Origin of the sequence: Rhodococcus sp. SB1D (assembly GCF_048573875.1) — a bacterium.
In the GTDB taxonomy this organism is placed as follows: domain Bacteria; phylum Actinomycetota; class Actinomycetes; order Mycobacteriales; family Mycobacteriaceae; genus Rhodococcus_F; species Rhodococcus_F qingshengii.
The window spans coordinates 89,332-102,324 of record NZ_JBMAIQ010000012.1; the positions used below are offsets into that span (position 1 = coordinate 89,332).

General features: G+C 62.1%; 12 protein-coding genes. 3 read left to right on the plus strand and 9 right to left on the minus strand.

Annotated elements, in window-relative coordinates; all coding sequences use genetic code 11:
- Nucleotides 1-6: 6 nt before the first annotated feature.
- The 3 genes from ACN50D_RS24220 to ACN50D_RS24230 are packed head-to-tail and all read left to right on the plus strand — an operon-like array spanning nt 7 to nt 4,880.
- Entirely contained in the window at nt 7-2,343 is a 2,337-nt protein-coding gene (locus ACN50D_RS24220; RefSeq protein ID WP_307850550.1) for a CoA transferase, read from the plus strand.
- Nucleotides 2,344-2,393: 50 nt separating this feature from the next.
- A complete protein-coding gene (locus ACN50D_RS24225; protein ID WP_007731598.1) occupies nt 2,394-3,341 on the plus strand; it encodes a quinone oxidoreductase family protein in 948 nt (315 codons plus the stop codon).
- 15 nt (nt 3,342-3,356) lie between these two features.
- Nucleotides 3,357-4,880, plus strand: coding sequence for an AMP-binding protein (locus ACN50D_RS24230; protein ID WP_212633841.1), 1,524 nt, complete (start codon nt 3,357-3,359; stop codon nt 4,878-4,880).
- An 11-nt stretch (nt 4,881-4,891) separates the two neighbouring features.
- Here ACN50D_RS24230 and ACN50D_RS24235 read toward each other — a convergent pair whose 3' ends face one another.
- The 9 genes from ACN50D_RS24235 to ACN50D_RS24275 form a co-directional block, all read right to left on the minus strand.
- Nucleotides 4,892-5,794 (minus strand): IclR family transcriptional regulator, encoded by a 903-nt coding sequence (locus ACN50D_RS24235; protein WP_007731601.1) that lies wholly within the window; start codon nt 5,792-5,794, stop codon nt 4,892-4,894.
- A 167-nt stretch (nt 5,795-5,961) separates the two neighbouring features.
- Nucleotides 5,962-6,786, minus strand: coding sequence for an alpha/beta fold hydrolase (locus tag ACN50D_RS24240; protein ID WP_212633840.1), 825 nt, complete (start codon nt 6,784-6,786; stop codon nt 5,962-5,964).
- Complete coding sequence (locus tag ACN50D_RS24245; protein WP_007731605.1) at nt 6,786-7,106, minus strand: DUF362 domain-containing protein; 321 nt, start codon at nt 7,104-7,106, stop codon at nt 6,786-6,788. The genes ACN50D_RS24240 and ACN50D_RS24245 overlap by 1 nt, the downstream gene beginning before the upstream one ends.
- A gap of 3 nt (nt 7,107-7,109) precedes the next feature.
- Nucleotides 7,110-8,120, minus strand: coding sequence for an NAD(P)/FAD-dependent oxidoreductase (locus ACN50D_RS24250; RefSeq protein ID WP_007731607.1), 1,011 nt, complete (start codon nt 8,118-8,120; stop codon nt 7,110-7,112).
- Nucleotides 8,121-8,270: 150 nt separating this feature from the next.
- Nucleotides 8,271-9,056 (minus strand): class II aldolase/adducin family protein, encoded by a 786-nt coding sequence (locus tag ACN50D_RS24255; RefSeq protein ID WP_054188628.1) that lies wholly within the window; start codon nt 9,054-9,056, stop codon nt 8,271-8,273.
- 13 nt (nt 9,057-9,069) lie between these two features.
- Nucleotides 9,070-9,906, minus strand: coding sequence for an ABC transporter permease (locus ACN50D_RS24260; RefSeq protein WP_019746502.1), 837 nt, complete (start codon nt 9,904-9,906; stop codon nt 9,070-9,072).
- Nucleotides 9,903-10,766 (minus strand): ABC transporter ATP-binding protein, encoded by an 864-nt coding sequence (locus ACN50D_RS24265; RefSeq protein ID WP_007731623.1) that lies wholly within the window; start codon nt 10,764-10,766, stop codon nt 9,903-9,905. The genes ACN50D_RS24260 and ACN50D_RS24265 overlap by 4 nt, the downstream gene beginning before the upstream one ends.
- A complete protein-coding gene (locus tag ACN50D_RS24270) occupies nt 10,763-11,746 on the minus strand; it encodes an ABC transporter substrate-binding protein (RefSeq protein WP_007731624.1) in 984 nt (327 codons plus the stop codon). Before ACN50D_RS24270 ends, ACN50D_RS24265 begins: the two co-directional genes overlap by 4 nt.
- Before the next feature lie 204 nt (nt 11,747-11,950).
- The gene (locus ACN50D_RS24275; protein WP_212633839.1) at nt 11,951-12,907 is read right to left on the minus strand and encodes an NAD(P)-dependent oxidoreductase; all 957 of its coding nucleotides are present in this window, start codon (nt 12,905-12,907) and stop codon (nt 11,951-11,953) included.
- Nucleotides 12,908-12,993: the final 86 nt, after the last annotated feature.

Consider the following 12,993-nt stretch of genomic DNA (forward strand, 5'->3'; position numbering starts at 1 on the left):
GTTGTGGTGCATCCCCCGGTACGGGTCGTAGAGATTTCCAGTCCGTTTGCGCGATTCGCCGGGCGCATCCTGGTCGGGCTGGGTTTCGAAGTCATTCTGGTAGAACCACCCACCGGTGACCCCAGTCGCACCGAGTCCCAGGGTGATTCGTACTTGCATTGGCATGCGGGCAAGAAGTCCGTTGTCCTCGATATCGACGACAGCAACGATCGCCTCGCTTTCGAAGCACTGCTGCGCAGTGCCGACGTCCTGCTCGACGGCAGCGCGACCGGCGCTCTACGCGACAACCGAGGATCTCTCGTTCACGTACGAGTGACACCCTTCGGCACAACCGGACCGCGAAGTGACTGGAAGGCAACAAATCTGACCGTCGCGGCACTCGGCGGGATGATGGCCCAGGTCGGCGATCCCGAGCACCCTCCGCTGCTGCTCCCCGAACTCCAGGCTGAGCAGCTCGCCGGAATCAATGCCGCAATCGGCGTGCTTCTCGGACTGCGTTCGCGATCCAAGGGCCACAACCCGTTGCTGGAGATCAGCGCTCAGGAATGTGTTGCCGCCGCGCTGGAAGCGGGCACTCTTGCCTACATTCACGAGGACCGCGTCCCGCCGCGTCCGGGCCGGGTACATCCGCTCGTTCCGCACGGACTGTTCCAGGCCGCCGACGGTTATGTCGGTGGCGGCCTCGGCGGTAGCCCCCGCATGTGGGACGGCATGTTGGCCTGGCTGATCGACAACGATGCTCAGGACGATCTCGATCAACCGGAGTGGTCCGACGCGGTCTACCGAAAGACGCATCAGGAACACATTTTCGACGTTCTGTCCGCCTTCATCGCGAAGTGGCCGAAGGAAGAATTCGCGGTCAGCGCGCAGTCACGCAAGTTGCCGTGGGCAGCGGTCGACCGGCCCGAAGAACTGCTGCGTAACCCGCAACTCAACGACCGGGACTTCTTCACCGACGTGACCGGAGATCACGGTACCTACCGCGATCTCGGGTTCGGCTTCGCTTTCCCCGAAGGCCGGCGCATCGGAACGCTCGAGGCTGCCCGGTTGGGCCAGCATCAGGAACTCTTGAAGGCCACCTCGCCTGTGGCAGTGAACGAAACCCACGAGTTCAGCGGTGGCAGCACGCCCAGCCTCGAAGGTGTCCGCGTCCTGGATCTCACGTGGGTGTTGGCGGGCCCGTACGGCACCAGAATCCTTGCCGACCACGGTGCCGATGTCATCAAGGTCGAGTCGATCGGACGCCCGGACCCGACTCGCTTTGCACCGTTCATGCATCTCTCGCGAGGACCGCACGACAATCCGAACACCAGCGGGTACTTCAACGACGTCAACCGCAACAAGCGCAGCATCACACTCGATACCCGATCCGCAGAGGGCCTTTCGGTACTGCGCGACCTGATCAGGAACTCCGACGTCGTGGTCGAGAATTTCAGCTCGTCGGTCATGGACAAGATGGGGCTCGGCTACGAACAACTCCGGGAGCTCAACCCGGACATCATCTACGTGTCGATGTCCGGGATGGGTCACACCGGTCCTCGCAAGGACTGGGTGTCGTATGCCGACATCGTTTCGGCAAGTGCCGGTTTGACCGCACTGACCGGCTGGAACGCCGATGACGTTGTCGGAGTCATCTACGGCCATGGCGACATCGTCGCCGGACTGCAAGCCGGCGTCGCGATGCTGGCAGCCCTCGACTACCGCGACCGGACCGGCCGGGGACAGCACGTAGACCTGTCACAACTCGAAGCCATGGCAGCGCACATGGGTACCAGCGTTCTCCGAGCCGCCCGGTCACAGTCCCCCGATCCGATCGGCAACAGCCATCACGAACTGGCACCACACGGCGTGTACCCGTGCCTCGGCAGCGACCGGTGGTGCTCGATTGCCATTCGCGATACCACGGAATGGAATGCATTGTGCCGCATCATCGAAGCAGAGAAATGGATCGGCAATCCTGACTTCGCGAGTGCAGAAAGCCGCCAAGCCGATCACGAACGTATCGACGACGCCATCGCCGACTGGACCAGGACTCTGTCACCCGAAACCGTCATGGAACGCTTGCAATCGGCGGGTATCGCGGCCGGCACCGTCCAGGACGGACGCGACCTGGTCGAGAGCGATCCACATCTTCGGGCACGCAGTTTCTATTCGGCACAGGAACATCCCCTCGCCGGAACATTCCTCCACGAAGGCATCCCCGTTCGCCGGAACTCCGAACCCGGCTCGATCCGACGCGCTGCGCCGGTGCTGGGCGCGGACACCGACGACGTCCTCGAGTCGGTGCTCGGATACAGCGACGAACTGATCGCCGGACTTCGCGACCAGTCGATCCTGTCCTGACCGCACTCATATTCAGTACATCCATTCACAGATCGCTACTAGGAGACACAATGCGCGCGGCCCGACTCCATCAGTTCGGCACTTCACCGGTCATCGACGACATCGACATTCCCACACGTGAATCCGGTCAGACGCTCGTGCGCATCGACGCTGCCGCGCTCGGCCATCTCGACATCACCGTCGCGAGCGGAAACTTCGGAGTCAAGCCGAACCTGCCACATATCGGTGGAACAGACGGAGCGGCGACGGTAATCGAATCCGACACCTATGAGCCTGGCACCCGCCTTCTGGTCCGAGGCGGCGGAGTCGGCCTGTTCAAGAACGGTTGCTGGGCTGAGTATCTGGTAGCGGCAGACAAGGCGTTCACACCCTTTGATCCCGCACTGTCGCCGGCCGTCGCCGCAACCTTCTTCCTGCCCAGCACAACCGGCTATGTTGCCGTCAACGACATTGCAGCCGTCGCTCCCGGCGAACGAGTTGTTGTCGCCGGAGCATCCGGCGCTGTCGGATCGATGGCAGCACAGTTCGCTCTGCTTGCCGGAGCGTCCGAGGTAATCGGTGTTGTACCGCGCGAAGATCAGGCTGCCTTGCTTCCGGAGGGTGTGCGTCCCGTCGTCGGGCAAGGCGACGAACTTGCCGGAGTGGTGGGATCCGAGCCTTCCGTCGACGCCGTGATCGACACGCTTGGCGGCGACGGCTTGCCGCACCTTCTGGCGAGTGTTGTCCCCGGTGGCCGGGCTGCCCTGATCGGATATACCTTGGGTAAGAGCCTCACCCTGGACTTACCGAACTGGTTGCTCAGCGATGTCCGGATCCTGCCCGTCAACATGATTCGCAAGACTGCCCGGCAAGCCGAACTGGCACCTGAAATGATCCGGCTGCTCATCGAAGGCAAGATTTCCGTTGCAGTGCAGGAGTTTCCGCTGGATGACATCGCAACGGCACTGCAGTTGATGGGTGAGGGCAAGGTTGCCGGCCGGGCCGTCGTCGTACCCTGAGGGATACAATTACCCATGTACCACGACGCACATGCCATTCCGCGCTCGCTTCCGGATTTGATCCGGAGGCGAGCTTTGGAGCGTCCGGAGCACCCGGCGCTCGTCGTCGACGGGATCACGGTCACCTACCGCGAATTGCGGGATCGTGCAGCGTCGATGGGGGCGGATCTCCGTAATCACGGTGTCGGCCGTGGGGAGCGCGTGGCGGCACTGTCCGGCAACAGGATCGAACTGGCAGACCTTGTTCTCGGATGCGCGTGGATCGGTGCGGTTGTCGTCCCACTCAATACGGCCCTCCGAGCCGACAGTGTTGCCAGCGCACTCGAACAGGCTGGTGTACAACGGATCCTGGTTTCACCCGAATACTCAGGCGCTGTAGCCGGATTCGACGGCACCGTGTGGGTCATGGGTGAACAGTGCGTCCCCACTGCCGGTTCGCATCCGGGCTGTGAGCCCGAGACCCTCGATCCGCTCGACCTGGCCGCGATACTCTTCACCTCCGGCACCACCGGTCTGCCCCGAGGCGTCCGATGCCCGCACGCGCAGTTCCTGCAGTGGGGCAAAGGCGTCGGCGCCTCACTCGGGCTCACCGGGGACGATGTGCTGTACAACTGCCTGCCGCTGTTTCACACCAATGCTCTCAATGCCTTTGTTCAGTCCCTTTGGGCCGGGTCTACTTTTTTCCTGGGACAACGCTTTTCGGTCCGCAATCATTGGCGCGAAGTTCGCGAGATCGGCGCAACTGTCGACTACCTGCTGGGTGCGATGGTGGCCATGTTGATGAACGCGGACCCATCGCCGCAAGACCGACAGCATAGCGTCCACGTGGCACTTGCCCCCGCAACGCCGGCTCATCTGATCGAACCGTTTGCCCAGAGATTCGGCGTAGAACTCGTGGACGGATTCGGAAGTACCGAAACCAATCTCGTGATCGGCACACTTCCGGGAGATCGGCGGGCCGGGTACATGGGGCGGGTGATGAGTGGCTACGACGCCGCAGTCGTCAACGACGGTACTGCTGCCGCAGACGGGGAGCCCGGCGAACTGGTGGTCCGCAGCACGATCCCCGGCGCCTGTTCACTGGGCTATCTGGGCGAGGAGATTCCGGCGACGGAGAGTTGGATACAGACCGGTGACAGGGTGATTCGGGAAGCAGACGGCTGGTTCCGATTTGTCGATCGCATCAAAGACGTGATTCGGCGCCGCGGTGAAAATATTTCCGGGGCCGAAGTGGAAACCGTTCTGGCGTTGCATCCGTCGGTCGGTCAGGTTGCCGTCTTCCCGGTACCGTCGGATCTGGCCGAGGACGACGTCATGGCAACTGTAATACTGCGCCCCGGAGTATCTTTCGACCCCATTTCGATTCTGGAGTTCTCCCAGCAACAGCTGCCGTACTTTGCACTTCCCCGGTACATCGACGTCGTGGACACGTTGCCACTCACCGAAACCGGCAAGGTACAGAAAGCAGTGCTATGTGAGAGGGGCGTCGGCCCACACACCTGGGACTGCGAGAAGAGCGTGTTCCGCGCCCGGCGATAGACCGCGCCTCGCTACTTGCCGCAACCGTTGAACGAACACATCACCGGACTGCAGATCGTGCGCAGAGCCAGCGGGTCGCTCGGCGAATGTGTGCACTTCATGGCATGAAGTTTTCGGGTGATTCCGGCGCCGGCAGTGCGCAGGGCCCCGGTGATGCGGCTGACGTTGAGGCGAGCCGTCGGCGCTGTCACAGACAACGCGCCGGCCAGAGTGCGCGGGCCGCTGAACACCGGCACTGCGACGCTCATGTACCCGAGCCGTGTCTCCTCGACCTCCACCGCGAGTTGTTCCTTACGCATCCGCTCGGTTTGCTGGCGCAGCACGCTGACGGACATCGTCGTTCGACTGGTCAAGGCGGTGAAACCCTGCTCGACTACCTCGTCGAAGACCGATTGCGGGGAGAAGGCAAGGATGATCTTGCCGGTGGCGGTGCAGTACAGCGGGAGCCGACCGGCCACCCGCGACTGCTGATTGAGCCCGCGGTGTCCGATGATCTTCTCGATGTAGAGGACGTCGATGCCGTCACGAACCGCAAAGTGAACCGTCTCCTGCGTCGCCAGCAGTAGGTCCTCCATGTACGGCAGCGCCGCGTCGCGCAGAATCCGCTGACGCGGCACCAATTGGCCCAGCTCGAACAATCGCAGGCCGAGCCGGTACTTGGTACCCGCGCGCTCGAGCAATCCCCACTCGACCAGCTCGCCGGCCAACCGGTGAACCGTCGCTTTCGCGACCCCACTGCGCCGGGTGAGCTCCGTCAGAGACAGGTCACTGTGGTCGGTATCGAAAGCGTCCAAGATCATTCGAGCCTTGCCCAGGACCGAGGACAGTTCACCTGCAGGCTGCGATGCAGCGGTCGTTTCCGACGCGATGGGTAGTACGGATCCGAACCCGACGGATTGCTGTGGAGCGGCCATGAGTGTCCTCCTGAACGATCTGTGACAGCCTGCCGAGACCGAGTGCCACAACGACCGAGATCGGTCGGGGTCCTCGTTAGGTGCAGGTGCTTCGAGACTGACACTATGGTGACGACACGATGAGACGCACGCCACACGGTCCGCTCAGTGAACCCGTCCCGCAGAGTTTACACGGGGCGCCTACCTGCGTAATTCTCCAGAAACATGCGGACGGCGGATGCAATCTGCGGAGCGTGCTCCTCGACGAGTGCGACGGTCCCCGATTCGACGATCTCCGTTTCCACCACTGCCGCACCCGTCAGGTGTGCACGCAACGGCGCAATGTTAGGCATCGAGAAGGGATCCTTCTGCGCGCCGATCAGCAAAACCGGCGCAGTCACCGAACCGACTCTCGCCTCCATGACGTAGCGGGCGCAGGCTTTGTGCCCCTCCGCCGGATCTACCCGGTAGGCAAGCGCGTCTCGGATGAACCTGTCGAGCAGTGCGGTGCCTGGTTCGGAGTAGTAGGGGCGACGCATCTCCCACAGCCTGGTGAGATGGCTACCGTCTGCGGCCCGGTCGACGCAGTCGATCCCACCGGGTCCCGAGTGCCCCTCGCGGTAGTTGCGGTCGGTCCACGGGCACGACGAGAGCACGGCAGCGTGCACCCTCTCGGGGCGTGATGCCGCCATCTCGAGCGCCACTGCCGCACCGGTGTGGTGACCGATGACCGTGACTCGATCGACGCCCAGGGTGTCGAGCAATTCCCACGCGCCTCGCGCATAGGTCTCGATGGTCTGCGGGCCGGGCACCGGAGCACTGTTGCCGTACCCCGGCATGTCCATCGCGACAACGCGGAAGTCGTCGGCAAGGAGTGGAATGAACTCGCGGAACTCGTCCCACGACCGGGGCGCCTGATGAAGCAGGAGAATCGCCTCACCCGAACCTTGCTGCGCGTAATGCAATTGCCCGAAAGACGAATCAACGTATCCGAGTTGCAGGCCGCCAGCCATCAGAACGCCGCAACCATCGGGGTATCGACGCCGACGATGTCGATCTTTGCCGAACCACCCGGATTTCCGACGGGCTCGCTACGGGTAGGCAAGACCTCGAGGAAGAAGCGCTTGTTGTCTTCCTTGAAATCCGGGTCTGCTTTCCGGTCGACGGTGATCGCCTCCACCGGGCAGGCCAATTCGCAAGCGCCGCAATCGATGCATTCGTTCGGGTTGATGTAGAGCTTGCGATCACCCTCGTAGATGCAATCCACGGGGCATTCTTCCATGCATGATCGGTCCGTGTAGTCGATGCATGCTTCACCGATGACAAATGCCATTGCCTAGCTCTCCTGTTCGGTGGAGTGTCCAGGGAAGATTTCTGCTTCCGGATCCAGCACTGCCGCAGCGTTGTTCACCGCAGTCGCGGCCTCGCCGAAACCGACGGCGATCAAGCGGACCTTGCCGGGATAGTCCGTGATGTCCCCGGCGGCATACACACGCGGAACATTCGTCTCCATCCGTGTGTTCACCGCGATGTGGCGATTGTCGATCTCGATTCCCCACTCCATCATCGGACCGAGGTCGGCCGTGAATCCCAATGCAGCGATGACGGATTGAGCGAGCAGCGTGGACGTGCTCTTGTCTTGTTTGTGGGTGATGTCGACCTCGCCGATCCACCCGTTTCCACGTACCGCCGAGACATCGGCGTTGACGAGAACCTGGACACTGCTTTCCTGCACCTTGGCGACTGTGGATTTGTGCGCGCGGAAACGATCTCGCCGGTGAACCAGGGTGACGGACTTGGCAATCGGTTCCAGGTGAACGGCCCAGTCGAACGCGCTGTCGCCGCCACCGACGATGACAACGTCTTTCCCGGTGTGCGCCGACAAATCCGGGACGAAGTAACTCAGCCCCCGATCCATGAACTCCGAACCCTTCGCCAACGGACGCGGGGTGAAGGTTCCGATGCCGCCGGTGATGACAACCGCGCCGGCCACCACGACCTGGCCCGTGCTGGTGGTGATCCGCACCCGGCCGTCGTCGTCATGCGACAGCTCACGAGCCTGCATGCCCAGAAGGTACACCGGATCGAACGGGGCAGCCTGCGCCATCAAACCCTCGATGAGGTTGCGTCCCTTGACCGAAGGGAATCCCGCGATGTCGAGGATCGCCTTCTCCGGGTACATCGCACTGACCTGTCCCCCCGGTTCCGCAAGGGCATCGATCACGGCAACCGAGAGGCCGCGGAAGCCTGCGTAGTACGCGCCGTACAGCCCGGCGGGGCCGGCACCAATGATCAGAATATCGACGCCGATCTCGTTGTCGGTCGCCGTGGAAGACGTTTTGTTCACACTCGATACCGTATTGCGCCGACGGACTCACGCAAATGAAACCGGTCCGCTCAACAGACCTCGGTAACAGTTGCGGGACAACACGAAAAGGGCCCGCCGACCTCTCGGTCGACGGGCCCAATGCTCGCAGGAATTCAGTGCGCGAAGAATTCAGTGCGCGAATACCTCGGGTTCGTCTGCTGCGATCTTCTGGATGATGGTCGAGTACGCAAACCACCCCACCTTCTCGGTGCCGACTGCTTCGTAGGTCTGCGCCGCGATCTTCTCGTGCAGGACAACCGGATCACCGGCGGCTCGCGCCGTCAACTCCGCCTGCATCGACCGCTCCATCGACACATACCACCACACTGCGCTCTCCACGGAAGTTCCGACGGTCAGATGACCGTGGTTGGTGAGGATCACGGCCTTGTTCGATCCGAGGGCATCCGCGATGCGAATCCCCTCCTCTTCGTCCAGCGCCACCCCGTGATACTCCTCGTAGATCGAGTGATCCTCGTGAAAGGCGCACGCGTCCTGAGTGATCGGCGTGAGGCGGGTGTGCAGCGAGGAGAACGCCTTACCGTTCAAACCGTGAGCGTGAACAGCTCCGATGACGTCGGGACGAGCCTCGTGAACCTTGCTGTGGATGACAAACGCTGCTCGGTTGAGCGGTCCGTCTCCGGAAATGACCGCGCCGTCCGACGCCACATGCAGCAATTCCTCCGGCTGAACCTGGGAGAAGTGCCGCCCGAACGGCGCAGTCCAGAAAGTCTCCGGATCTTCTGGGTCTCGGGCGGTGATATGTCCCGAGATTCCCTCGTCCAAACCGAATTTCGACAAAATCCGATACCCGCCGATGACAGCGGTCTTGCGACGTCGCCGCTCACTCTCGATATCGGTGAACTCGGGCGGTCCCGGAATTCCGGCCTGCTCGGCAATGCTCAGCGGGTGATTCATGCTGCGCTCCTGACTATTTGACGCCGTAACGGGCGAGGTACCGCGAGGACAGAATGCGGAGAATCCGGTCGAAGATGAAGCCCATGATGCCCAGGACGATGATGCCGACGAACGTCCAGTCGATCCGGCCGTAGTTTCGAGCCTGCCAGATCATCGAACCGATACCCTGGTCGGCGGCGACGATCTCCGCCGACACGATGGTGAGGAAGCTGTTGCCCATCGCCAGGCGAGCGCCCGTGACGATGCCGGGGATCGACGACGGCAAGACCACCGTCTTCATGATCTGAAGTTTGTTGGCACCAAGATTTGCCGCTGCCTGCAGTTTGTTCTCGCTGATCGCTACAGTCGCGGCAATCGTGCTGACCGTGACGATGAATACCGAGGTGTAGAAGATCAGAACAACCTTCGACGTCTCACCGATGCCGAACCAGACGACGGCGAGAGTGACAAACGCAATAGGCGGAATGAACCGGAAGAACTCGATGTACGGATCGAGGAGCTGTCGCACGATGGAAATGCGGCCCATCAGAATTCCGACGGGAGCACCGATCACGACACCCAGGAACCAGCCGATGAGAATTCGCTGACCCGATGCGGTGATCGACGACCACAGAACGCCGCTCTCCCACAGTTCCTGTGCCGCCGACCATACTTCGGCCGGTGATGCAATGGTGGTCGGCCCGTACCACCACGCCAGGAACGACCAGATGCCCAAACCGATTGCCGCTGAGGCTGCATACATCAGCGTCGCTTTGACAATCTTGGATCGCCGCGCCGACGAACGCTTTTTTGTCTCCGCCACCTTCGCTGTTCTCACACCGGCTGAACCACCGGTCACTACAGCCGTCACAGCTCGTCCTCCTCAATGCCTTGGTTCCGCAGCGACGCAACCACTTCTGCCCGAATGTCGTCCCGCAGCTTCTCGTAGAGCTCGATCACCTCGGGATCGTTGCGGTCTCGCGGACGAGCCGCATTGACCTCGTAGACGCTCTTGATCCGGGCCCGCGGGCCGGCCGACATCACGATCACACGGTCAGCCAACGTCAGCGCCTCGTCGATATCGTGAGTCACGAATACCACGGTGCAGCGGGTGTGCCGCCAGATACGGTCGAGTTCGGTCTGCAGAACCTGACGAGTCTGAGCGTCCAACGCACCGAACGGCTCGTCCATGAGAACCAACGACGGCTGGTTGGCAAGAACTCGTGCGATCTGAACACGTTGCCGCATACCGCCGGACAGCTGCGAGGGGAACTTCGCACCCGCGTGGGGCAAGCCGACCATCGCGAGGTACTCGGCCGCGATACTCGCCTGCTCGCTGCGGTTCGCTCCACGCATCCTGGGGCCATAGGCCACGTTCTGGCTCACGGTCATCCATTCGAACAACGCTTCGGAGCTCTGAAACACCATGCCGGCGTGGCGGTTACTGCCGGCGACGACATCTCCGTCGCACACGATCTCGCCGGCGCTGGGTTCCACGAAGCCGGCCATGGACGACAGCAGCGTCGACTTGCCGCAGCCACTCGGACCGAGCAGACAGACGAATTCACCTGGCTGCACGTGCATGTCGATTCCGGCGACGATCTCCGCCGCGCCGAAGCTGATTCCGAGGTCGACCACGTCGATGGCAACACCGGTGTTCTTCTTGCCGGGGCCGGCTGTCCCCGCGCTATTCGTCGAGCTGGTCGTTGAACCACTTGTTGCGATACTCACTGTGCACCATCCTTGTACCAATCCAGAAGCATTGCCGATTCGAGATCCGGCTGGTCGCTGAGAACACCGATCGACTTGTAGAAATCTACGATCGACTGAGCCGACTCGACATCCGCAGCTTCGAGATTCACCACGGCGAAGTCGATCTCGTCCACCGCGGCAATAGTCTGATCCTCGCTGACGTTCACAGCCGCCTTGGTCGCGGACGCTGCCACGCCCGGATCCGACTCGACCTTGCGCGTTGCCTCGTCGAGCACCTTCGCGACGGTTCGCGCTGTCTCTTCGTTGGCCGACAACCACGGAGCCGTCGTGATCGCCCAATGATGATAGAACCAGCCGTAGTCTCCGGTTACTGCCACCACGTGGCCGGTTCCCTGATCCAGGGCGGTGGCCGGCCACGGCTCCCACAGGACAAACCCGTCGATGTCGCCGCGACTGAGCAGTGCGGGCATGTCCGTCGGGGTCGCCGAGATCATCTCGACCGAACCGGGGGCAATGGAATTGGCAGCGAGGTACTTGTCCGTCGAAATCTGGCTGAGACCCGGGACGATGCCCATCTTCTTGATCGCAGCCGGTGAGTCGACACCGTTACGCAGCACGACCTTGATGTAGTCACCCGACGCCTCGTACGAGTACATCGCGCGCAACGACGGATTCTGACGCAACTGGGCGATCGTTGTCGTATCGGAGCTACCGGCGATCTGGACCTGCCCGGTCGAGAGTGCGTCGACGGCCTCGCCACCACGACCGAACTGGACGAGTTCGACGTCCAAACCGGCAGCGTCGAACATGCCTTCCTGATCCGCTACGAAGAACGGAGCGTAGGAAGCATCGATTCCGACTGCGATACGCAGTGGTCCACTTCCGGCGGAATCAGCTGTGCTTTGCGTCGCCGGGCGGCTGCATGCGCCGGTTGCAACGGTCAGCAGCAGCGCAGCCGAAACAAGAGCAGTCCTTCCAAACTTTGACAGCGAGGCCATCTACTCACACCTTTGTTTGTGATCTGTGCCGCAGTTGCGGGTCGTGGAGAGCAAACCTAGCTGTGTGTACCTACACCCGAGAACCAACCGGGTCCACCGTGCGGACCGGGGACAGGAACTTACCTCGGCGAAACACTGCACCTGGAGGAACGTGCGGACCGAAATACTTCGGTAACACGGCCCTCGATCACAATGTCCACCGAATCACAATGTCCACCGAATTGTCTGCGAGCGCAGCGCACTGGCGACATTCTGCGCCGTCATCGAATAGACCGACGCACGCGCTCCGGCGCTGCCGCCGGCGACGTGCGGGCTCAGGAGGGTCGAATCGAATCCACGGAGCGCGCTCGAAATCGGTAGTGGTTCAACGTCGAACACATCGAGGGCAGCGCCGCCGACATGCCTGGAACGCAAGGCACGCGCCAATGCCGCGTCGTCGACGACAGCGCCGCGCGCCACATTGACCACGATCGCTCCGGTGGGCAACTGCGCAACTCGATGGGAATTGATCAGTCCCCGAGTTGATTCCGTAAGCGGGACGGCCAGCACCAGGACATCCGCGAGAGGCAGTAACTCGTCGAGTGACACAAACGTCGCAGCCACAGTGTCACGCGGTCTCGAACGCGCGGTGACGTAGACGTCGCAACCGAAGGCGGCAAACAATTCTGCACACCGGCGGCCGATCGAACCAACACCTACGACGCCGACCCGGCGCTGCGCCAGATCGCGGCAATCGCGCGTCAGGATGGATTCCTGTGGCCATCGACCATCGGTAACCTCGTTGTGCGCCCAGAACATGGAGCGGCACAACACACCTGCCGCGAGCACTGCCCACTCCGCAACCGAGTTCGCGTTTGCACCGGGAGTATTCGCCACCGGAACTCCGGCGGCGCGCCAGGCTTCGGCATCGATGAAATTGGTTCCGGCACCAGGCTGTTGGACGAGGAGCACATTCCGGCCGAGCTCTGCTTCCTCCTTGCCCAGTGGCAGATCACCACTCCAGTCCCCCACCACGACGTCGCATGTCGGCAACTCCGCACGGAGCGCCCCCGTGGTGCGCTCAGGTAATCGAACTACCTCCGCCTCACCCCTGACGGCGTCACGGATTGCGGTACCGAGTCCGTTGTCGGCGTCGGCCGTCAGCAGAAGTACTTTCTTCACGAGAACTCCTTCGCTGTAAGACGATGACTGTACCTTCGAAAACGCGGAAGCCGGCCTCCCAATCGAGAGACCGGCTCCATTACGCA

What these genes read in the sequence shown, in the direction of transcription:
- ACN50D_RS24270 (WP_007731624.1), bottom strand. Translation starts at nt 11,746, where the DNA reads ATGGCCTCGCTGTCAAAGTTTGGAAGGACTGCTCTTGTTTCGGCTGCG.
- ACN50D_RS24235 (WP_007731601.1), bottom strand. Translation starts at nt 5,794, where the DNA reads ATGGCCGCTCCACAGCAATCCGTCGGGTTCGGATCCGTACTACCCATC.
- ACN50D_RS24230 (WP_212633841.1), top strand. Translation starts at nt 3,357, where the DNA reads ATGTACCACGACGCACATGCCATTCCGCGCTCGCTTCCGGATTTGATC.
- ACN50D_RS24255 (WP_054188628.1), bottom strand. Translation starts at nt 9,056, where the DNA reads ATGAATCACCCGCTGAGCATTGCCGAGCAGGCCGGAATTCCGGGACCG.
- ACN50D_RS24225 (WP_007731598.1), top strand. Translation starts at nt 2,394, where the DNA reads ATGCGCGCGGCCCGACTCCATCAGTTCGGCACTTCACCGGTCATCGAC.
- ACN50D_RS24240 (WP_212633840.1), bottom strand. Translation starts at nt 6,786, where the DNA reads ATGGCTGGCGGCCTGCAACTCGGATACGTTGATTCGTCTTTCGGGCAA.
- ACN50D_RS24245 (WP_007731605.1), bottom strand. Translation starts at nt 7,106, where the DNA reads ATGGCATTTGTCATCGGTGAAGCATGCATCGACTACACGGACCGATCA.